The 20,988-nt window shown below is 60.2% G+C and carries 23 protein-coding genes and 1 pseudogene; 6 read left to right on the plus strand and 18 right to left on the minus strand.

Annotated features, from left to right (window positions below):
• The 3 genes from ACIONG_RS23785 to ACIONG_RS23795 form a co-directional block, all read left to right on the plus strand.
• Positions 1-534 (plus strand): transporter substrate-binding domain-containing protein (locus ACIONG_RS23785; protein ID WP_401303085.1); only part of this gene is annotated, 534 nt, incomplete at its 5' end.
• A gap of 161 nt (positions 535-695) precedes the next feature.
• Positions 696-1,655 (plus strand): amino acid ABC transporter permease, encoded by a 960-nt coding sequence (locus ACIONG_RS23790; RefSeq protein ID WP_103304232.1) that lies wholly within the window; start codon positions 696-698, stop codon positions 1,653-1,655.
• A complete protein-coding gene (locus ACIONG_RS23795; protein ID WP_103304233.1) occupies positions 1,648-2,382 on the plus strand; it encodes an amino acid ABC transporter ATP-binding protein in 735 nt (244 codons plus the stop codon). The genes ACIONG_RS23790 and ACIONG_RS23795 overlap by 8 nt, the downstream gene beginning before the upstream one ends.
• Positions 2,383-2,536: 154 nt before the next feature.
• Here the strand turns inward: ACIONG_RS23795 and ACIONG_RS23800 are convergent, their stop codons facing one another.
• From ACIONG_RS23800 to ubiE, 11 genes and pseudogenes are all read right to left on the minus strand, one after another.
• Positions 2,537-3,409 (minus strand): methyl-accepting chemotaxis protein, encoded by an 873-nt coding sequence (locus tag ACIONG_RS23800; RefSeq protein WP_371919313.1) that lies wholly within the window; start codon positions 3,407-3,409, stop codon positions 2,537-2,539.
• A pseudogene (locus ACIONG_RS23805) lies at positions 3,392-4,453 on the minus strand (methyl-accepting chemotaxis protein); the annotation flags it as partial. The gene ACIONG_RS23800 and the pseudogene ACIONG_RS23805, both read right to left, overlap by 18 nt.
• A gap of 238 nt (positions 4,454-4,691) precedes the next feature.
• Positions 4,692-5,399: a 16S rRNA (uracil(1498)-N(3))-methyltransferase gene (locus ACIONG_RS23810; protein WP_401303088.1), complete on the minus strand. Its 708-nt coding sequence runs from the start codon at positions 5,397-5,399 to the stop codon at positions 4,692-4,694.
• Positions 5,396-6,184 carry a twin-arginine translocase subunit TatC gene (gene tatC / locus ACIONG_RS23815; RefSeq protein ID WP_213027288.1) on the minus strand — a complete coding sequence of 263 codons (789 nt, stop codon included), beginning with the start codon at positions 6,182-6,184 and terminating at the stop codon, positions 5,396-5,398. Before tatC ends, ACIONG_RS23810 begins: the two co-directional genes overlap by 4 nt.
• Complete coding sequence (gene tatB / locus ACIONG_RS23820; protein WP_103307355.1) at positions 6,181-6,636, minus strand: Sec-independent protein translocase protein TatB; 456 nt, start codon at positions 6,634-6,636, stop codon at positions 6,181-6,183. The genes tatC and tatB overlap by 4 nt, the downstream gene beginning before the upstream one ends.
• A gap of 10 nt (positions 6,637-6,646) precedes the next feature.
• A complete protein-coding gene (locus tag ACIONG_RS23825; RefSeq protein ID WP_003220847.1) occupies positions 6,647-6,928 on the minus strand; it encodes a twin-arginine translocase TatA/TatE family subunit in 282 nt (93 codons plus the stop codon).
• 25 nt (positions 6,929-6,953) lie between these two features.
• Positions 6,954-7,286, minus strand: coding sequence for a phosphoribosyl-ATP diphosphatase (locus tag ACIONG_RS23830; protein WP_007909355.1), 333 nt, complete (start codon positions 7,284-7,286; stop codon positions 6,954-6,956).
• Positions 7,279-7,680, minus strand: a complete 402-nt coding sequence (gene hisI / locus ACIONG_RS23835; protein ID WP_064117075.1) for a phosphoribosyl-AMP cyclohydrolase — start codon at positions 7,678-7,680, stop codon at positions 7,279-7,281. The genes ACIONG_RS23830 and hisI overlap by 8 nt, the downstream gene beginning before the upstream one ends.
• An 80-nt stretch (positions 7,681-7,760) precedes the next feature.
• Positions 7,761-9,365: a ubiquinone biosynthesis regulatory protein kinase UbiB gene (gene ubiB, locus ACIONG_RS23840; RefSeq protein ID WP_401303091.1), complete on the minus strand. Its 1,605-nt coding sequence runs from the start codon at positions 9,363-9,365 to the stop codon at positions 7,761-7,763.
• Positions 9,362-9,985, minus strand: a complete 624-nt coding sequence (locus tag ACIONG_RS23845; protein WP_213027289.1) for an SCP2 domain-containing protein — start codon at positions 9,983-9,985, stop codon at positions 9,362-9,364. The genes ubiB and ACIONG_RS23845 overlap by 4 nt, the downstream gene beginning before the upstream one ends.
• A complete protein-coding gene (gene ubiE, locus ACIONG_RS23850) occupies positions 9,985-10,755 on the minus strand; it encodes a bifunctional demethylmenaquinone methyltransferase/2-methoxy-6-polyprenyl-1,4-benzoquinol methylase UbiE (protein WP_401303094.1) in 771 nt (256 codons plus the stop codon). Before ubiE ends, ACIONG_RS23845 begins: the two co-directional genes overlap by 1 nt.
• 166 nt (positions 10,756-10,921) lie before the next feature.
• Here ubiE and ACIONG_RS23855 point away from each other — a divergent pair, with 166 nt between their 5' ends.
• From ACIONG_RS23855 to ACIONG_RS23865, 3 genes are all read left to right on the plus strand, one after another.
• A complete protein-coding gene (locus ACIONG_RS23855) occupies positions 10,922-11,197 on the plus strand; it encodes a polyhydroxyalkanoic acid system family protein (RefSeq protein ID WP_103307351.1) in 276 nt (91 codons plus the stop codon).
• 249 nt (positions 11,198-11,446) lie between these two features.
• The gene (locus tag ACIONG_RS23860) at positions 11,447-11,869 is read left to right on the plus strand and encodes a phasin family protein (protein WP_401303096.1); all 423 of its coding nucleotides are present in this window, start codon (positions 11,447-11,449) and stop codon (positions 11,867-11,869) included.
• 10 nt (positions 11,870-11,879) lie between these two features.
• On the plus strand, positions 11,880-12,791 hold the full coding sequence (locus ACIONG_RS23865) for a phasin family protein (protein ID WP_401303098.1): 912 nt from the start codon (positions 11,880-11,882) through the stop codon (positions 12,789-12,791).
• A gap of 197 nt (positions 12,792-12,988) precedes the next feature.
• Here ACIONG_RS23865 and ACIONG_RS23870 read toward each other — a convergent pair whose 3' ends face one another.
• The 7 genes from ACIONG_RS23870 to hslV all read right to left on the minus strand — a co-directional run bounded on the left by ACIONG_RS23870 (position 12,989) and on the right by hslV (position 20,852).
• Positions 12,989-13,609 carry a TetR/AcrR family transcriptional regulator gene (locus ACIONG_RS23870; RefSeq protein ID WP_103307347.1) on the minus strand — a complete coding sequence of 207 codons (621 nt, stop codon included), beginning with the start codon at positions 13,607-13,609 and terminating at the stop codon, positions 12,989-12,991.
• A 30-nt stretch (positions 13,610-13,639) separates the two neighbouring features.
• A complete protein-coding gene (gene phaC, locus ACIONG_RS23875) occupies positions 13,640-15,322 on the minus strand; it encodes a class II poly(R)-hydroxyalkanoic acid synthase (RefSeq protein WP_103307346.1) in 1,683 nt (560 codons plus the stop codon).
• Positions 15,323-15,462: 140 nt separating this feature from the next.
• Entirely contained in the window at positions 15,463-16,317 is an 855-nt protein-coding gene (gene phaZ / locus ACIONG_RS23880) for a poly(3-hydroxyalkanoate) depolymerase (RefSeq protein ID WP_034152967.1), read from the minus strand.
• Positions 16,318-16,542: 225 nt separating this feature from the next.
• Complete coding sequence (gene phaC, locus ACIONG_RS23885) at positions 16,543-18,222, minus strand: class II poly(R)-hydroxyalkanoic acid synthase (protein ID WP_103307345.1); 1,680 nt, start codon at positions 18,220-18,222, stop codon at positions 16,543-16,545.
• 258 nt (positions 18,223-18,480) lie between these two features.
• On the minus strand, positions 18,481-18,852 hold the full coding sequence (locus ACIONG_RS23890; RefSeq protein WP_103307344.1) for a gamma-butyrobetaine hydroxylase-like domain-containing protein: 372 nt from the start codon (positions 18,850-18,852) through the stop codon (positions 18,481-18,483).
• A 76-nt stretch (positions 18,853-18,928) separates the two neighbouring features.
• A complete protein-coding gene (gene hslU, locus ACIONG_RS23895) occupies positions 18,929-20,266 on the minus strand; it encodes an ATP-dependent protease ATPase subunit HslU (protein ID WP_401303101.1) in 1,338 nt (445 codons plus the stop codon).
• Between the two features lie 49 nt (positions 20,267-20,315).
• Positions 20,316-20,852, minus strand: a complete 537-nt coding sequence (gene hslV / locus ACIONG_RS23900) for an ATP-dependent protease subunit HslV (protein ID WP_003220875.1) — start codon at positions 20,850-20,852, stop codon at positions 20,316-20,318.
• Positions 20,853-20,988: the final 136 nt, after the last annotated feature.

Here is a 20,988-nt window from a genome sequence, read left to right on the forward strand (position 1 = left end):
CTGATGACCGACAAGTTCGACATGATCGGCAGCGGCATGACCCTGACCCAGGAACGCAACCTGCGCCTGAACTTCAGCGAACCGTTCTTTGTCGGCCAGACCCTGCTGATCCGCAAGGAGCTGGAAGGCACCATCAAGTCCTATAAAGACCTGAACACCGCCGACTACCGCATCACCTCCAAACTCGGCACCACCGGTGAGATGGTCGCCAAGAAGCTGATCGCCAAAGCCAAGTACCACGGCTACGACAACGAGCAGGAAGCCGTGCTCGACGTGGTCAACGGCAAGGCTGATGCCTTCATCTACGACGCGCCGTACAACGTTGTGGCGGTGAACAAGGTCGGTGCCGGCAAGCTGGTGTTCCTCGACAAACCGTTCACCTACGAACCTTTGGCCTTCGGCTTGAAGAAGGGTGACTACGACAGCATCAACTTCATCAACAACTTCCTGCACCAGATTCACGAAGACGGCACCTACGATCGCATCCATGACAAGTGGTTCAAGAGCACCGAGTGGCTCAAGGACATGGAATAACACTCGGTCAGTTAGACCGAGTCGCCTCAATCGCGGGCAAGCCCGCTCCCACAGGTTTAGCGGCGAACACAAAATTTATGTTCACCGCTAAACCTGTGGGAGCGGGCTTGCCCGCGATGAGGCCCTTCCAGGCGACACAGAATTCGGAAACTGTAAAACAGATGAAACATAAAAAAGCCCAATGGCCTTGGCACGTCCTCACCGTGCTGGTGCTGATCGGCCTGGCTGGCGCGTTGTACTACGCGACGTCGCTGATGTCCTACGAATGGCGCTGGAACCGTGTGCCGCAGTACTTCGCCTATCAGGCCGAGGAAACCCAGCGCGCCGCCGACATTTCCACCGTCAGCGAACTGGTGCGCAAGGGCGGCAGCGCGCAGGTCACCCTGCGCAACGACGCCGGTGACGAGCAGCACCTGACCGTCGACGAAAACAGCCTGCAATTCGCTCAGGGCGACGATGTCGCGGAAGGCGACGTCGTGGGTGTGACCCGGCATTGGGCCGCAGGACCGCTGCTGTGGGGGCTGTGGACGACGCTTTGGCTGTCGGTGGTCTCCGGGATTCTGGGGCTGCTGATCGGTCTGGTCACCGGGCTTTGCCGCTTGTCGAGCAACCCGACCCTTCGCGACCTGTCGAGCATCTACGTCGAGCTGGTGCGCGGCACGCCGCTGCTGGTGCAGATTTTCATTTTCTACTTCTTCATCGGCACGGTGATGAACCTGTCCCGAGAGTTCGCCGGGATCGCCGCACTGTCGCTGTTCACTGGCGCCTATGTGGCGGAGATCATCCGTTCCGGCGTGCAATCGATTGCCCGTGGCCAGAACGAAGCCGCCCGTTCGCTCGGTCTGAGTGCCGGTCAATCGATGCGCCACGTGGTGCTGCCGCAAGCATTCAAACGCGTGCTGCCGCCGCTGGCCGGGCAGTTCATCAGTCTGGTCAAGGACACCTCGCTGGTGTCGGTGATCGCGATTACCGAGCTGCTGAAAAGCGGTCGTGAAGTCATCACTACTTCGTTCTCGCCGTTCGAGATTCTGTTCTGCGTCGCCGGTCTGTACCTGTTGATCAACCTGCCGCTGTCGAAAATCGCCAGCCGGCTTGAGCGGAGGCTCGCGCAAAGTGATTGAAGTCCGCGATCTGGTAAAAGTCTTCGACACCCGTGGCCAGGTGGTTCGGGCTGTGGATAACGTCACCACCTCAGTCGCCAAGGGCGAAGTGCTGGTGGTGATCGGCCCGTCCGGTTCCGGCAAATCGACCTTCCTGCGCTGCCTCAATGGCCTGGAAGAGTTTGACTCCGGCTCGGTGAGCATCGACGGCCTGCAACTGGCCGACCCGAAAACCGACGTCAACGCCTACCGCCGCGAAGTCGGCATGGTGTTCCAGCATTTCAACCTGTTCCCGCACATGACCGTGCTGGAAAACCTCTGTCTGGCGCAGAAAGTCGTGCGCAAGCGCGGCAAGAAAGAGCGCGAAGCCAAGGCCATGGAGTTGCTGAAAAAGGTCGGTATTGCGCAGAAGGCCAACGAGTTTCCGTCACGCCTGTCCGGCGGTCAGCAGCAGCGCGTGGCGATTGCCCGGGCGCTGGCGATGGAGCCGAAGGTCATGCTGTTCGATGAGCCGACTTCGGCGCTCGACCCGGAAATGGTCGGCGAGGTGCTGGATGTGATGAAAAACCTGGCCGTGGAAGGCATGACCATGGTCTGCGTCACCCACGAGATGGGCTTCGCCCGGGAAGTGGCGGATCGGGTGCTGTTCTTCGATCACGGCAAATTGCTCGAAGATGCCTCGCCCGCTGAGTTCTTTGATGCGCCGAAGGATCCGCGGGCTCAGGCCTTCCTGCGTCAGGTTCTGTAACTGCGGCGTACTCTCGGACGCCATCGCTGGCAAGCCAGCTCCCACAGTGAGCGGGTTGAACACAACCTATGTGTTCGACACAAATCCTGTGGGAGCTGGCTTGCCAGCGATAGCATCACCTCGGTCCCAAGAGAACCGAGGCAGATGAGTTACCTCAAACCTTGAATCGGCCGACCAGCATTTGCAGGTGAGTACCAAGGCGCGCCAGCTCAACGCTGGACGCCGCGGTCTCCTCACTCGCCGCCGAGGTCTGATCCGACACATCCCGCACGTTCAGCACGCTACGGTTGATCTCTTCCGCCACTGCGCTCTGCTGTTCGGCTGCTGCGGCAATCTGCTGGTTCATCGCCTGAATCGCCGACACCGTGCGGGTGATGCTTTCCAGCGAGCCGCCAGCGCGACGGGTCAGCTCTACGCTGCTGTCGGTCAGGGTGCGGCTGTTGTCCATGATCGTCGCCACTTGCTGGGTACCGTTTTGCAGGCCGACGATCAGCTCTTCGATTTCTTCGGTGGACTTCTGCGTGCGCTGGGCGAGGCTACGCACCTCGTCGGCAACCACGGCGAAACCCCGTCCGGCCTCACCGGCACGCGCCGCTTCGATGGCCGCGTTGAGCGCCAGCAGGTTGGTTTGCTGGGCCACGGATTTGATCACGTCGAGGACGCTGCCGATCTTGTCGCTTTCGCGTTTCAGTTCGCCCATGGCTTCGGTGGAGTGACCCACTTCAGCGGCCAGGCGCTCGATCTGGGCGATGGCTTCGCCGACGACTTTGTCGCCTTCGCGGGCCTGTTGGTCGGCGGCGACGGCGGCTTCGGAGGCTTCCTCGGCGTTGCGCGCAACTTCCTGTACGGTGGCGGCCATTTCGTTCATGGCGGTGGCGACCTGATCGGTCTCGATCTTTTGATTGTTGACCCCGGCGCTGGTCTGCTCGGTGACCGCCGACAGCTCTTCGGCAGCGCTGGCGATTTGGGTGACGCCGTCGCTGATCCCGCCGATCAACTCGCGCAGGCCTTGGGTCATGCTCTGCATCGAACGTTGCAACTGACCGAGTTCATCGCGGCGCTGCGAGACCAGGTTGTGCGTGAGATCGCCGGCGGCGACACGCTCGGCGACTTTCAGGGTCTGGTTCAACGGAATGATGATCTGCCGGGTGATTGCCCACGCGGCCAGCAGGCCGAAGGCCACGGCCAGCAGGGTCGCGATGATCAGCATGTTCTTGGCGTGGGCGGCATCGGTGTCGCGCACCACGGTTTGGGATTCGGTGAGCTTTTTGCTGACGTCGAGCAGGATGTCGCCCTGAGTCGACATGCGCGCCTGGGCCTTGGCGCTATTGACCTGGGAGTCGCGGAACTGGGCGACTGCCGCACGGTAGGCCTTGATCGAGTCGGTGGCCTGTTGCAGGTTGGCGATGTGCTGTTCCGGCAGTTTCGCCGGCAGGCTTTCGAGGTTTTTCAGGGCATTGTCGATGGCGTCCAGCGCCGGTTGTTCGGCCTCGGCCTTGCCGCTGTAGGTGTAGCCGCGCACCTGATAGCGGGCCTGTTGCAGCAGTTTGCTCAGCTCGATCACGCTGTTGAATTGCGCGACGCTGTCGCCCTGCAGCACGGATTTTTCGACTTCGGAAACCTTGGCCACGGCGTTGTCGGCGCTGGCGCCGAGTTTGCTGCGGGCGTCTTCGCGTTGCACGGTGGCTTGGGTCATGTCGGCGAAAGCGCGTTTGTACTCGGCGACGGCTGCCAGTTGTTGATCGACCATCGCCGCATCGGACGGTTGTTCGATCAGGCTGCGAGCGGTTTGCAGGCCGCTATCGAGTTTGTTCAGCAGCTCGGTAACCGCGCCCGGGCCTTGTTCGCCACGGCGTGCTTCATAGTCCAGGCGTGCCAGGCGCAAGTCCTTGGTCAGCTCGTTGAGGCTGGAGATGAAACCGAGCTTGTCGCCACGGCTGATGATGCCGCTCATGCCGGTCCAGCCGGTAAAGGTGATCAACAGCGTCAGCAACAGCACCAGGCCGAAACCGATTCCCAGCTTGCGTTTGACGCTGACGTTCCCAAGATTCTCGGCTAACCAACGGTACATGCGACGACTCCCCTCGGACCACTAATTGGACTTATGGGGACTGTATCGGCCGCGTGATGGCAATCTGTAACACCATTTATCCGGGTGGGACGTGATCCTGTGGCGAGGGAGCTTGCTCCCGCTCGGCGGCGCAGCCGTCGTAAACGCCTGAATGCGGTGTGCCTGCAGAATGAAAAGCGCTGGCCGCTGCGCGCCCAAACGGGGGCAAGCCCCCTCGCCACAGGGATCGGTGTGGAATTTAGAACAGGCGCGCGAGCAGGGCGGTGACGGCGGTTTCGACGCGCAGGATGCGTTCGCCCAGTTGCACCGGTTGCAGGCCGGATTTGGCCAGCAGATCGATTTCGTAGGGAATCCAGCCACCCTCGGGGCCGATGGCCAGGGTCACCGGTTCGTTCAGCGCGCGCGGGCAGGGTGGGTAGTTGCCGGGGTGGCCGACCAGGCCGAGGGTGCCGTCGGTAATCGCCGGCAGCCGGTCTTCAACGAAAGGCTTGAAGCGCTTTTCGATGATGATCTCCGGCAGCATGGTGTCGCGCGCCTGTTCCAGACCGAGGATCAAATTTTCGCGAATCGCGTCAGGCTCAAGAAACGGCGTCTGCCAGAAACTCTTCTCGACCCGGTAGCTGTTGACCAGAATGACCTTCGACACGCCCATGGTCGCCACGGTCTGAAACACCCGACGGAGCATCTTCGGACGTGGCAGAGCGAGTACCAGGGTCAGCGGCAGCTTGGCCGGTGGTGGCTGATCGAGGCTGACGCGCAATTCAGCCTCACCAGCCTCCAGCCGGAGCAGTTCGGCCGAACCCATCAGCCCATTGATCCGCCCGACGCGCAGGCTGTCGCCGACTTCCGAGCGATGCACTTCCTGCATGTGGGTCAGGCGTCGATCACGCAGCACGACGCGGTCGGCCGCGATGAAATCGGCCTCTTCGAGCAACAGCAGGTTCATGCCTGGGTCGCTGGCGGCTGGTCGTTGTGATCGTCAGCGGTTTCGTCCGGGCGTTCGCGCTTGCTGATCAGGCCACCAAACAGAATGCCGATTTCAAACAGCATCCACATCGGCACCGCCAGCAGGGTCTGCGAGAAGATGTCCGGCGGGGTGAGGATCATGCCGACCACGAAGCAGCCGATGATCACGTACGGGCGGATCTTCTTCAGGTATTTGACGTCGACCACGCCGATCCACACCAGCAGCACCACGGCCACCGGGATTTCAAACGCCACGCCGAAGGCGAAGAACAGCGTCATGACGAAGTCGAGGTAGCTGGCGATGTCAGTCATCATTTCCACGCCGGCCGGGGTGGCAGCAGCGAAGAACTTGAAGATCAGCGGGAACACGAAGTAATAGGCGAAGGCCATGCCGGTGTAGAACAGCAGGATGCTGGACACCAGCAACGGCACCGCGATGCGCTTTTCATGCTTGTACAGGCCCGGCGCGATGAACCCCCAGATCTGATGCAGGATCACCGGAATCGCGAGGAACAGCGAAACCATCATCGTCAGCTTCAGCGGCGTCAGGAACGGCGATGACACGTCGGTGGCGATCATCGTCGCGCCGACCGGCAGGTACTGGCGCAGCGGAGTCGAGACGAAGGTGTAGATCTGCTGGGTGAACGCAAACAGCCCGGCGAAGATGATGAAGATCGCCGCCACGCAACGCAGCAGGCGGGTGCGCAACTCGGTGAGGTGCGAAACCAGCGGCATGTGCTGGTCGTTTTCGGGGAGATCGCTCATGGGGCTCGCGGCGGCAGAGTAGTGTCGTGAGGCGCTGTTGTGATCGGCGCGGCGTTTGGCGCAACGTGTTCAACAGAATGTTCCACGGCGGCTGGCGCCGTTTCTGTCGGAGCTACAACGGCAGCAGGTGCTGGTGGCGTCGTCGCGGCAGCAGGGCTGTGAATCGTCTGCTGCCCCACATGCTCAACCGGCGTCGGCTCCTGCTGAACCGGCTGGAAAATCTTCCGCGCCTCTTGCTCCAGCGACAGAATGTGCTCGTTGTGCAGTTGCCGACGAATCTCGTCGGCACCGATTTCACGTTCAACTTCCTGTTTGATCGCGTTGAAGCTGCGCTTCAGCCGCCCGACCCACAGGCCAGCGGTGCGCGCAGCGCCCGGCAGACGCTCGGGGCCCAGCACCAGCAGGGCGACGAGGCCGACGAGCAGCAGTTCAGAGAAGCTGATACCAAACATTAGTCAGTGCTCACACGTCTTTGCGGATCGGCTCTTCGACTTTTTGCGCCTGCACGTCGATGGTGTGCGGCGGGTTGGCCTGAGCGGTAGCTTGTGGCTGAACCGGTGGCACCGGCTGCGCAGGCGTCACGGTTGGATCAGCAGCCGGTTTTTCATCGTCGTTCATGGCTTTACGGAAGCCCTTGATCGACTCGCCGACGTCGGTACCGAGGTTTTTCAGTTTCTTGGTGCCGAACACCAGCACCACGACTACCAGAATGACGATCCAGTGTTTCCAGTCAAAAATGCCCATGTTGCTGTTCCTCTCTAGAAATTGTTCAGGCGGACGGACGCGAGGCTTTCTCGACGTGTCCGGACAGGCCGAAGCGGCGATCCAGTTCATCCAGCACGGCCTGCGGATGCTGCCCCAGTTGGGCGAGCATGACCATGCTGTGGAACCACAGGTCGGCGGTCTCGTAGATCACGTCGCTGCAGTCGCCGCTGATGGCGGCGTCCTTGGCGGCAATAATGGTTTCGACCGACTCTTCGCCGACTTTCTCCAGAATCTTGTTCAGGCCCTTGTGATACAGACTAGCTACATACGAGCTGTCGGCCGCTGCGCCTTTGCGCTCTTCGAGCACTTCGGCCAGACGAGTCAGGGTGTCACTCATGTTTGTGTCCTGCGGAGTAGATTGCGTGCGGGTCTTTCAGCACCGGATCGACGGTTTTCCAGTCGCCGTTTTCGAAGACACGGTAAAAGCAGCTTTGACGGCCGGTATGGCAAGCGATGTCGCCGATCTGTTCAACCATCAGGATGATCACGTCGGCGTCACAGTCCAGACGCATTTCATGCAAGGTCTGCACATGGCCGGACTCTTCGCCCTTGCGCCACAGCTTGCCACGGGAACGTGACCAGTAGATTGCACGGTTTTCCGCAGCGGTCAGCTCGAGCGCTTCGCGGTTCATCCAGGCCATCATCAGCACGCGTCCGGTCTTGTGATCCTGGGCAATCGCCGGCACCAGGCCATCAGCGTCCCACTTGATCTCGTCCAGCCAGTTGTTCATTTTCGACTCCGACAGCGAACCCACACTTCAATAGTCGGGTTCAGGCGTTGAAACAGTGTGCCAGCCGATCACGAAACTGGCTATCGGCGAACGACCAGATACAAGCCCACGGCCACCATGATCCCTGCGGGCCAATGCCCCAATTCGTGCAGCGGGCCGCCGATGGCGAGGATCACCCCGCCCGCCAGATGGGCGCAACCGAGCAGGCGCAGGAACCAGTCGTCCTTGCGTTTGTGCCACGGTGGCGGCGGGTCGTAAGCGTGTGGCTGGGACATGCGTTCGAGCAGGTCGCGGGCCATATTCGCCAAGTGCGGAATTTGTTCGAACTGGCTTTGCACGTTGCCGAGCAAGGCTTTCGGGCTGACGCGCTCGCGCATCCAGCGTTCGAGGAACGGCTGCGCGGTGTTCCACAGATCCAGGTCCGGATAGAGCTGACGTCCAAGGCCTTCGATGTTCAGCAGGGTCTTTTGCAGCAACACGAGTTGCGGCTGGACTTCCATGTTGAAGCGTCGTGCGGTCTGGAACAGGCGCATCAGCACCTGGCCAAATGAAATATCTTTTAACGGTTTTTCGAAGATCGGCTCGCAGACGGTACGGATCGCCGCTTCGAATTCGTTGAGCTTGGTTTCTGCCGGCACCCAGCCCGAATCGATGTGCAGTTGCGCCACACGACGGTAGTCACGCTTGAAGAAAGCGAACAGGTTGCGCGCCAGGTAATCCTGGTCTTCCGGGGTCAGGCTGCCGACGATGCCGCAGTCGATCGCAATGTACTGCGGGCTCCACGGGTTGACGGTGCTGACGAAAATATTGCCCGGGTGCATGTCGGCGTGGAAGAAACTGTCGCGGAACACCGGGGTGAAGAAGATCTCCACGCCGCGCTCGGCGAGCATTTTCATGTCGGTGCGCTGGTCGGCGAGGGTCGCCAGATCCGTCACCTGTATGCCGTAGATGCGTTCCATCACCAGCACTTTCGGCCGACACCAGTCCCAATAGACTTGTGGCACGTAGAGCAGCGGCGAGCCTTCGAAGTTGCGCTTCAACTGGCTGGCATTCGCCGCCTCGCGCAGCAGGTCGAGTTCGTCGTAGATGGTTTTTTCGTAGTCCTGCACCACGTCGACCGGGTGCAGCAGACGCGCGTCGGCGGAGAGTTTTTCGGCGGCGCGGGCGAGGATGAACAGCCACGCCAGATCCTGGGCGATGATCGGTTTCAGGCCCGGGCGGATTACTTTTACTACGACTTCTTCACCGCTTTTCAGCTGCGCGGCGTGCACTTGTGCCACCGAAGCCGAGGCCAGTGGTTCGACGTCAAAGCGGCTGAACACTTCGCTGATCTTCTTGCCGAGCTGTTCTTCGATCAGCTTGATCGACAGCTGCGAATCGAACGGCGGCACGCGGTCCTGCAACAGCATCAGCTCATCGGCGATGTCTTCCGGCAACAGGTCGCGGCGGGTCGAGAGAATCTGCCCGAATTTGATGAAAATCGGCCCGAGATCCTGCAACGCCAGGCGCAAACGCGCGCCACGGTTCAGCTCCAGCGGCTTGCGCGGGAACCAGCGCCACGGCAGCACATAGCGCAGCGCCAGGAGAAACCAGGGCAGCGGCAGATCGAACAGCAGGTCATCGAGGCGGTAGCGGATCACGACGCGCTGGATGCGCAACAGACGGCGGACGGCAAGCAGCTTCATGCGTTATCGCTTGGGTCGAGGGATCGGGAAAGGCGCTCGAAACGCGCCTCGAGACGTTCCAGATCAAGTTTGATCCGGTCCAGTTCGCTGAACCGCGCTTCGGCTTCACGCTGCCCGACGAGGGTGCGCGATTCTTCGGCGAGGTATTCGGCGAGATTCTGGTTGAGGCTGGCAAATCCTTGTTGATACCAGCGTGCGCGGCTGCGCAGGTGACCGCCGACCAGTTGCGTGGCGACCGGGCCGAGCCAGCGCGAGAGTTCGTACTCCCAGTCCAGCTCAAGATCCTGAAGGATACCGGCCAGCTCCAGCAGCACGCCGCTGTCGCCATCCAGCTCGACTTCCGGGGCGTGCAACACCGCGGTCTTGTCTTTGCTCACGGCCAGTTTTATCAGGCTGGAAGCCGGAGCGCGCAAGGTGCAGTCGACGCCGGTTTCCCAGTGCGAAGCGAGCATCAGGCCTTCATCGCTCGGCAGGATGAACAGTTGCAGCGCCGGGCTGCGGCAATCGACGGCAATCACCTTGCCGGTCAGATGCGCCAGCCGCGGCAGCGCCGTGCTGTCGAGACGCAGCACCCGGTTCAGGCCGAGTTCGACGCTGGCGAGCAGCCCGGTGAGCAACATCAGGGCTTGATGCCGCGGTGCAGGGCAACGATGCCTGCGGTCATGTTGTGATAGGTCACGCGGTCGAAACCGGCGTCGACCATCATCGACTTCAGGGTTTCCTGATTCGGGTGCATGCGGATCGATTCGGCCAGGTAGCGATAGCTTTCCGAGTCGTTGGTGATCAACTTGCCCATCAGTGGCATGAAGGCGAACGAGTAAGCGTCGTAGGCTTTCGACATCAGCGCGTTGGTCGGCTTGGAGAACTCCAGCACCAGCAGGCGACCGCCGGGCTTGAGCACGCGCAGCATCGAGCGCAGGGCGTCTTCCTTGTGCGTCACGTTGCGCAGGCCGAAGGCGATGGTCACGCAGTCGAAGTGATTGTCCGGGAACGGCAGTTTTTCCGCGTCCGCCTGAACAAATTCGACGTTGCCCGACACACCCAGATCGAGCAGGCGGTCACGACCGACCTTGAGCATCGATTCGTTGATGTCGGCCAACACTACTTGGCCGGTCGGGCCAACGAGGTGCGAGAACTTTTTGGTCAGGTCGCCAGTGCCGCCGGCGATGTCCAGCACGCGGTTACCGCTGCGCACGCCCGACAGTTCGATCGCAAAACGCTTCCACAGACGGTGCATGCCGCCCGACAGAAGGTCGTTCATCAGGTCGTACTTGGCGGCTACCGAGTGGAATACCTCAGCGACTTTTTCCGCTTTCTGGCTTTCCGGAACGTTTTTGAAGCCGCAGTGTGTGGTGGGTTCGGCATCGCTGCCTTTGCGCTGATCAGTCATATCGCTGTCACCAAAAGAGAATGCGCGACATTCTAATCCCCAAGCCATGCTTTGTCTTGGAATGGCTAAAGGTAAGATGGGCAACCTTCGGGACGATTTGCCGCAGACGCGGTCAAGATTTACCGACAAGCATTCATCGTCATCTTCAAAAATCAGGAGTCATTCAATGGCCAAAATCAGTGTTGAGCGTGCGCACAGCCTGGGCAAGGAAGCCGCCCGCGAGAAGGCCGACAAACTGGCGCAGAAACTCTCCGATCAATATGGCCTGGAGCCGCAATGGTCGGGCGACACCCTGAACCTCAAGCGCTCGGGCGTGAAAGGTGCGGTGCATGTGGCCGACGATTCGATCCGCGTCGACGTGGAACTGGGCCTGATGATGTCGGCCATGAGCGGCATGATCAAAGCCGAGATCGAGAAGGCCCTCGACAAAGCGCTGGTCTGACGCATTTTTTGCAGAGTCCCGAATCCCTGTGGGAGCGGGCTTGCCCGCGATGGCGGTGGGTCAGATAACTCAAACTCTGGATGTGCCGCCCTCATCGCGGGCAAGCCCGCTCCCACAGGTTTCGTGTTTGCCCGACCAAGCTTTTGTGTCAGTTGTTAGGGTGCCGTTTCTAATTTTTCTGCCTACTTTGTGCCTGAGCCCGACAAACCTGCGGGCAGTTCCTCAAACCTTCTGCGCGTGAGGTGCACCATGGCCAAAGTTATTTTGAAGAAAAAAATCGACGCTTCGACTTCTACTCTGAGCGACGTGAAATCCTATGCCCGCAAGATCTGGCTGGCAGGCCTGGGTGCCTACGCCAAGGTCGGTCAAGAGGGCAGCGAGTACTTTCAAGAGTTGATCAAGGCTGGTCAAACTGTTGAAAAGAAAGGCAAAAAAGTCGTCACCGAAAAACTCGAAGCGGCCAATGCCGAGATCGACGATGCCACGAGCGAAGTCAGTTCTTTCAAAGGTCGTGTCGAAGTTCAGCTCGACAAGGTCGAGAAGGCGTTCGACTCCCGTGTAGCAAGCGCCTTGAATCGTATCGGCATTCCGTCTAAACATGACGTTGAGACACTCTCTGCTAAGCTCGATGAGCTGACGGCATTGCTCGAACGCGTCGCGCGTAAATCTTAAGGAGAACGGGATGGCTGGTAAAAAGAACACCGATAAAGAAGGCAGCTCGTGGATTGGGAAGGTCGAAGACTACTCCCGTAAAATCTGGCTGGCTGGTTTAGGCGTGTACTCGAAGATCGACACTGACGGCAGCAAGCTCTTCGATACATTGGTCAAAGACGGCGAGAAAGCCGAGAAGCTCACCAAGTCTGCAGTCGGCAAAAAAGTCGATGCCGCCAAGGACTCCGCTTCCTCGGCCAAATCGCGCATCAGCGGCGTGAAAGATCGCGCACTGGGCAAGTGGGACGAGCTGGAAGGAGCTTTCGACAAGCGCCTGAACAGCGCAATTTCGCGTCTGGGCGTGCCTAGCCGCAATGAAGTGAAAGCGCTGCACAGCAAGGTTGAAACCCTGACCAAGCAGATCGAAAAACTCACCGGTCTGAAAGCTCAGCCTGTGGCGGCGAAAACCGCAGCAGCCAAACCGGCAGCCAAAACCGCCGCAGCTAAACCAGCGGCAAAAACTGCGGCCAAGCCTTTGGCCAAAGCGGCTGCCAAACCGGTGGCGAAGGCTAAAGCAGCAGTTAAATCCGTAGCGAAAACGGCTGCCGCCAAACCTGCTGCGAAAGCAGCGGCCAAGCCGGTTGCAGCTGCCAAGGCTGCCGCGAAACCTGCCGCTAAAACCGCAGCGAAGCCAGCCGCCAAGCCAGCAGCGAAAACCGCTGCCGCCAAGCCAGCGGCCAAACCCGCTGCGGCGAAGAAACCGGCTGTGAAAAAGCCGGCCGCACCGAAAGCCGCTGCGCCGAAACCGGCAGCGCCTGCCGCTGCAGCCAAGCCTGCCACCCCGGCAACCCCGGCCAGCGCGTCGAACTCCGCCGCTGCACCGACTCCGGTAGCCACCCCGACTGCTGCATCGACCCCGTCGACACCAACCAGTCAGTCCTGATTCTTCAGGGCAAAACAAAACGCCCGGCCTGTGAAGGCCGGGCGTTTTTGTTTATGCAGATAATCTCCGGAACACCACGAGTTCCCAGTGGGAGCGGGCTTGCTCGCGAATGCGGTGTGTCATTCAGCATTGATGTTGGCTGACCCACCGCATTCGCGAGCAAGCCCGCTCCCACAGGTGAACAATGTGTCGCAAAGTCAGTCGTGATCTTCGAGGTATTGCAGGGCCATCCGCTCAGTCGCCACTTTCACCGGCGGCAACAAATGCGGCGCTACCAGCATCATGATCTGATAAACCACCAGTCTGACTTCACCCTCCCGATCCAGAATCCGCTGATAGTCCAGCGAAAAAAGTAACGTCATGGTGATCTGCTCCACCAGTTGCCCCAACGCCTGGGTATCACTGACCAACTGCCCGCCCGCTTTCAACCGTGCCAGCAATGACGCCAGCGTGCGCTTCAGAGCATTGAGCAAATGACGAATCCCCTTCGCCAGTTTCGGCAACCGTCCGGCCAGGTTCGACAGGTCCTGAAACAGAAACCGATACTGCGCCAGTCGCTCGACGATCAAATGCAGGAACAGCCAGTAATCCTCCGGCGCCAGCTCCACATCCGAGGGCGGATCGAGCAGCGGCGCCAGTTCATTCTGGAAACGTTCGAACAACCCGAGTATCAGCGGTTCCTTGCCGTGGAAGTGGTAGTAGAGGTTGCCGGGGCTGATCCCCATTTCGTTGGCAACCTCCATGGTGGAGACGTTTGGCTCGCCCTTTTCGTTGAACAGTTGCAGAGCACATTCGAGAATCCGGTCGCGGGTTTTCATCCAGTCTTCTTAGAAAAGTTCGGTTAAGCGTCAGCGCACACGCACGTAAGTACCGGGCGCGGCCTCCATCGGTGGATAGTTCGGGTTGCCGAGGGTAAACGTGGTTTCGTGCTGGGCACCGGAGCGCTGTTGAATCCATTCCAGCCACTGCGGCCACCAGCTGCCATCAACGTGTTTGGCGTCGTAGTACCAGGCGCGTGGGTCGCTGCTCATCTTCCCGTTCTCGACGTACGCGGCTTTCGGGTTGCTTGGCGGGTTGAGGATGCTTTGCACGTGGCCGCTGTTGGACAGCACGAAGCGGCGCTCGCCACCCAGCAGCAGGGTCGAGCGATACACCGCGTCCCACGGCGTGATGTGATCGTTCATGCCGGCGACGCTGAAGCTGTCGACGGTGACTTTTTGCAGGTCGATCGGTGTGCCGCACACTTCCAGACCGCCGGGATGGGTCAACGGGTTGTGTTTGAAGAAGTCCAGCAGATCGCCGTGAAACGCGGCGGGCAGGCGGGTGTTGTCGTTGTTCCAGTAAAGGATGTCGAAGGCGGGCGGCTCTTTGCCCAGCAGGTAATTGTTGACGAAGTAGCTCCAGATCAAATCGTTCGGGCGCATCCAGGCGAAGATCTTCGCCATGTCGCGGCCGTCCAGCACGCCTTTCTGGTAGGAACGACGCTTGGCCGCTTCCAGCGTCTGCTCATCGGCAAACAGCGTGGCCGGGGTTTCGATCTGGCTGTCGAGCAGGCTGACCAGATAGGTCGCGCTGGAGATGCGGCGCAACTGCCGTTTGGCCTGCAAATGACCTTGCAAGGCTGCGATGGTCAGTCCGCCGGCGCAGGCACCCATCAGGTTCACTTCGCGGGCGCCGGTGATTGCCCGGCACACGTTCATCGCTTCTTCCACCGCTTCAACGTAGGTCGACAGGCCCCACTCGCGATGGCGCACATCGGGGTTGCGCCAGCTGATCATGAAGGTCTGCAAGCCGTTCTTCAGTGCGTACTGGACGAAGCTGTTGTGTGGGCTCAGGTCGAAGATGTAGTACTTGTTGATTTGCGGCGGCACCACCAGCAGCGGCTTGGCGTACTGCTTTTCGCTCATCGGCTTGTACTGGATCAGCTCCAGCATCTCATTGCGAAACACCACCGAGCCGGTGGTGGTGGCGACGGTCTTGCCGACCTCGAAAGCCTGACGAGTGACCTGCCGTGGCAAACCGTCGTTGTGCAGCAGGTCATCGAACAGGTGACTGAGGCCGCGCACCAGGCTGTTACCGCCAGAGTTGAACAGCTCCTTGATCGCCAGCGGGTTGAGCAGGGTATTGGACGGCGCTACGGCGTCGTTGAGCAGGGTGAAGGCAAAGTGTGCGCGGGCGCGGTCGTCATCGCTCATGTTGCTTTCATCGATCCAGCTTTTGACCTGCTTCTGCCAAGCCAGATAGGCCTGCAGGCTGCGCCGGTAGAACGGATTCAGGCTCCACGCCGGATCGGCGAAGCGAGTGTCCTGCGGGTTGGTCGGGTGCAGGGTTTCGCCGAGCAGCACGCGGCCGAGCTGGCCGCCGAGTTTCAAGGCGTGTTTCGCGCTGTGGATCGGATTGCGCAAACCATGGGCGGCGACACTGCGCAAGGTCGAGAGCAGATCCCGTCCACGCAGACCGGTGATCGCACTTTGTGCGTTGATGAACACGGCGGGGCTGGGCACTACGCCCGTCGCTGGTTTGTCGCGCATGACTCAACACTCCTTCGTCTTCAGGTCAAAAAACAAACTCACCGAACCAGAACACCATAGACGCTGTTGCGGGTTGCTGCCTGCGCGGCGTCCTGCCGCGCACTTTCTACAAAAGCCCTGCATAAAGCCTGCCGCAGGGCTTAACCGCCGAGCGGAGTTGGATGCGGGTGCATCACGGCGCGTTGACGCTCCTCCTGGAGGAATTTCATGATGATCGGCGCCACCGCTTCGGCGCGGGTGATCAGGAACAGATGACCGTCGTCGATGATGTGCAACTGCGCATTGGGAATGCGCCAGGCGAGCATTCGCATGTTGATCAACGGAATCAGCGGATCGTCATCGCCGGCCAGTACCAGCGTCGGTTGATGGATCTTGTGCAGCCAGTGAATGCTGGTCCAGCCAAGGCCCGCGAACAGTTGCCAGTAGTAACCGAGCTTGCCTGCCGAACGCACTTTCGCCGCATGGCTGGCGGCCAGCGTCGGGTCACGGCGGAACGAGCCGCCGTAGATCAAAGGCGCGATGCGGATGACATGGGATGGCTGGATGTAGCGCCGGGGGCTGGCCATCATCCACAGCACTTTCGGTTTGCCCGGCACCATCACTGCACCGGCAGCGGTCGCCGCCAGCACCAATTTCTTGCAGCGCTCGGGGTAGTCGTAGGCGAACTGCTGCGCGAGCGCGCCGCCCCACGACACGCCGATGACGTTGACCTGACCGTAGTCGAGGTAATCGAGCATCCGTGAGGTCAGCTTGGCCAGCCCGGGAAAGCGATACGGCCGGTTCGGCGTCGAGGAACCGCCGACCCCGGGCACGTCGAAAGCGATCACTTCCAGGTCCGGGTCCAGCGCCGCGACGAACGGAAACACCAGCTCCAGGTTGGCGCCGATGCCGTTGAAAATCAGCAAGGGCGTCAAGTGAGGCTTGCCGGGGCGTACTGCCGTGCGGAGGGTCTGGCCATCCAGATCGACGGTACGAAAAATGAACGGTTGCGGCATGCTTCAGGCCCTGTGGGTCGATCTCAAAATCACCTCGAATCCCTTGTGGGAGCGGGCACTGTGGCGAGGGGATTTATCCCCGATCGACTGCGAAGCAGTCGCACACCCTCGAACGCGGAGAATCACAGTTGCCGCGATTGCAGGTTTTGGGGCCGCTGCGCGACCCATCGGGGATGAATCCCCTCACCACAAGCCCGCTCCCACGGGGGAAATGAGGTGTGTCAGTTACCGCTCGTGAACATAAGTACCCGGCGATGCTTCACCTGGCGCATATGCCTTGTTGCCGAGTTTGGTTGGCGCTTTTTTCAGGTTGCCCGAGCGCTCGGCTTGCCACGTCTGCCAGTACAGCCACCAGGAATCGGTGTGCTTGGTCGAGTTCTCTTGCCAGTCATCGGCATTAGCCGCCATTTCTTCGCCGGTCATGTAGCGCGATTTCGGATTACCCGGCGGGTTGAGAATGCTCTGGATATGGCCGCTGCTCGACAGCACGAACTCGACCTTGCCACCAAACAGCTGCGCCGACTTGTAGCAGGACTTCCACGGCGTGATGTGGTCGTTGGTGCCGGCCAGCGAGAAGATGTCGGCGGTGACCTGCTTGAGGTCGATGGGCGTGCCGCACACTTCCAGTGCGTTGGGGCGAATCAGTGGGTTGTTTTTGAACATTTCGATCAGGTCGCCGTGGAACGCGGCCGGCAACCGTGTGGTGTCGTTGTTCCAGAACAGGATGTCGAACACCGGCGGCTCGTTGCCGAGCAGGTAGTTGTTGACCCAGTAGTTCCAGATCAGATCGTTCGGCCGCATCCACGCGAAGACCTTGGCCATGTCTTTGCCTTCGAGCACGCCGGCCTGATACGAATGGCGCTTGGCGGTCTCCAGGGTCTGCTCGTCGACAAATAGCGCGACGTCGCTGTCCAGTGTGGTGTCGAGCACGCTGACCAGCAGCGTGAGGGCATTGACCTTCTTCTCGCCGATCGCCGCGTAGTGGCCGAGCAGGGCGGTGCAGGTGATGCCGCCGGAGCAGGCGCCGAGCATGTTCACGTCTTTGCTGCCGGTGATGGCGGTAACCACATCGACCGCTTCTTTCAGCGCATCGATGTACGTCGACAGACCCCACTCGCGCTGCGCCTTGGTCGGATTGCGCCAGCTGACGATGAACGTCTGCACGTTGTTGCGCAGGCAGAAGCGCGCCAGGCTCTTGTCCGGGCTGAGGTCGAAAACGTAGAACTTGTTGATCTGTGGTGGCACCACCAGCAATGGACGCTCGTGAACCTGTTCGGTGATCGGCTTGTACTGGATCAGCTCCAGCACGTCGTTGCGAAACACCACGGCGCCTTCGGTGACACCAAGGCTCTTGCCGACCTCGAATGCGCCCATGTTGACCTGGCTCGGCATGCCGCCGTTGTGTACCAGATCCTTGGCCAGATGCGAGAGGCCGTCGAGCAGGCTTTTGCCGCCGGTTTCGAAGAAGCGTTTGACCGCCGCCGGGTTGGCCGCCGTGTTGGTCGGGGCCATGGCTTCGGTCATCAGGTTAATGACGAAATGCCCACGGGCGATGTCTTTGGGTGACAGGCTGCTGTCATCGATCCAGGCGTGGAGTTCCTTGCGCCACGCCAGATAAGTTTGCAGATAACGTTTGTAGAGCGGGTTCTGGCTCCACGCAGGATCGGCGAAGCGACGGTCATCGCCGGCCGGTTGCAGTTCGGATTTGCCGAACAACACGTTCTTCAGTTCGAGGCCGAAATGGGTGACGTGCTTGACGCTATGGATCGGTTGTTTAATGGCCTGTTTCAGCACCATACGAGCAGAGGCCAGCAGATCCTTTCCGCGTAGCCCAACGACGGGATTAAGCCCCAGGGTGTTTTCCGAGGCTTGGTACTTCAGGTCATCGTTATTCTTGTTACTCATCTACGACGCTCCATTGTCCTGAGACGAGTACCCGGTTTTCTGCTGTGCAGTTCCACAGCCAATGCCAGGTACTACTGCTCGGGTGACCGTTAATTCTGCATAGCTGCTTTACAGTCGTAGAGCACTGCAGGGAACTTGCCAGCTCCATTGGTTACCCGAGTTTAATTTTTTTCGCAAGCGGGCCGATCCTCGACGACGCAGCGGAGCATTCAAACAGATGAATTTAGAAAATGCCCTCTAAAGAGCAAGAGTCTCGGACTAGAGCATCAGCTTGACGATCGACTCGTCCGGATCGCGGGTTTTTCCGGCGGCTTTGAGCTCGGCCAGATAATCGGCCCAGAGTGCGTCATGACGTCGCCCCAGCTCGTAGAGATATTCCCAGGTGAACAAGCCGCTGTCGTGACCGTCGTCGAAGGTCAGTTTCAGTGCGTAGTGACCGGCCGGTTCCAGCTTGCTCAGACCGACATTGAGCTTGCCGAATTGCAGGATCGGTTTGCCGTGGCCCTGGACCTCGGCGGAGGGGGAATGCACGCGCAGGAATTCGGCGGGCAAGGTGTACTCCTCGCCGGACGCGTAGGTGAGCGTCAGGGTTTTCGAGGCTTTGTGCAGTTTGATGTCGGTAGGAATCATAGAAACAGCCTTTAGCTGCAAGCAACAAGCTGCAAGCTTAACTCAGCCTGTAGCTTGTCGCTTGCAGCTTGCCGCTCTACAGAATGTAGCGGGACAGGTCTTCGTTCTGCGCCAATTCGCCGAGGTGGCTGTTGACGTACGCCGCGTCGATCAGAATCGGCTTCTCATCGTGCGTGCTGGCCATATCACCGGCGCTGAACGACACCTCTTCGAGCAGACGCTCAAGCAAGGTGTGCAGACGACGGGCACCGATGTTCTCGGTTTTCTCGTTGACCTGCCAGGCGATCTCGGCAATGCGCTGGATACCTTCCGGCTGGAACTGGATGTTCAGGCCTTCGGTTTTCAGCAGTGCGCAGTATTGTTCGGTGAGCGAGGCGTGCGGTTCGCTGAGAATGCGCTCGAAGTCTTCCGGGGTCAGGGCCTTGAGTTCGACGCGGATCGGCAGACGGCCTTGCAGCTCCGGCACCAGATCGCTCGGCTTGCTCAGGTGGAACGCACCGGAAGCGATGAACAGGATGTGATCAGTCTTGACCATGCCCAGTTTGGTGTTGACGGTGCAGCCTTCGATCAGCGGCAGCAGGTCGCGCTGCACGCCTTCACGGGACACGTCAGCGCCGCCGACGTTACCGCGCTTGGCGACTTTGTCGATCTCGTCGATGAACACGATACCGTGCTGCTCGACGGCTTCCAGCGCCTTGGCTTTCAGCTCTTCTTCATTGACCAGACGCCCGGCTTCTTCGTCGCGCACCAGTTTCAGTGCTTCTTTGACCTTGAGCTTGCGAGACTTCTTCTTGCCCTTGCCCATGTTGGCAAACAGCGACTGCAACTGGTTGGTCATCTCTTCCATGCCGGGCGGCGTGGCGATTTCGATGCCGGCCACTTCGGCGACTTCGATGTCGATTTCCTTGTCATCCAGCTGACCTTCGCGCAGGCGCTTGCGGAACAGCTGACGGGTGTTGGAATCCGAGCTTGGCGCTTCTTCATTGCTGAAGCCCATGCGAGCCGGCGGCAGCAGGGCGTCGAGGATACGGTCCTCGGCGGCGTCTTCGGCGCGGTGACGAACGCGGGTCATTTCCTGCTCGCGCAGCATCTTGATCGCAGCATCGGCGAGATCACGGATGATCGATTCGACGTCACGGCCGACATAGCCGACTTCGGTGAACTTGGTCGCTTCGACCTTGATGAACGGCGCGTTGGCCAGTTTCGCCAGACGACGGGCGATCTCGGTTTTACCGACACCGGTCGGGCCGAGCATCAGGAGGTTCTTCGGGGTCACTTCAACGCGCAGCTCTTCAGGCAGCTGCATGCGGCGCCAGCGGTTGCGCAGGGCAATCGCGACGGCGCGCTTGGCATCGTCCTGGCCGATGATGTGGCGGTTGAGTTCGTGGACGATTTCGCGGGGAGTCATGGACATAATAATTGGCGGTCCTCAAGCAGAAAAAAGCCGTGGCGCAGGGGCCGTATCAGGCTTCTTCAGCGAGATCCTGCTCCTCAATGGTCTGAGTGTGGTTGGTGAATACACAGATGTCGGCGGCGATACCGAGGGCGGTTTCGACGATTTCCCGGGCCGACAGATCGGTCTTTTTCAGCAGGGCGCTGGCTGCTGCCTGCGCGTACCCGCCGCCGGAACCCATGGCGATCAGGCCATTCTCCGGTTCGACCACGTCACCGTTGCCGGTAATGATCAGGGAGGCGTCCTTGTTGGCGACCGCGAGCATGGCTTCGAGGCGACTCAGGGAACGGTCGGTGCGCCATTCTTTGGCGAGTTCGACGGCGGCGCGGATCAGGTGGCCCTGATGTTTCTCAAGCTGGCCTTCGAAACGTTCGAACAGGGTGAAGGCGTCGGCGGTGGCACCGGCGAAACCGGCGATGACCTGGCCGTGGTACAGGCGACGCACTTTTTTCGCGTTGCCTTTCATCACGGTATTGCCGAGAGAAACCTGGCCGTCGCCGCCCATGACGACTTTGCCGTGGCGGCGGACTGAAACGATGGTGGTCAAGGGAAGAGTCTCCACACTGCAGGGCGAAAATGCCTTATGCCCATTCATATGGGGGTGGTGGAGAGGATTTCAACCGGGAGGGTCAATGGGAGACGAATGGTGTGTGATGACTGTGGCGAGGGGATTTATCCCCGAT

This window comes from Pseudomonas sp. NPDC087817 (genome assembly GCF_044742875.1).
Classification (GTDB): Bacteria; Pseudomonadota; Gammaproteobacteria; order Pseudomonadales; family Pseudomonadaceae; genus Aquipseudomonas.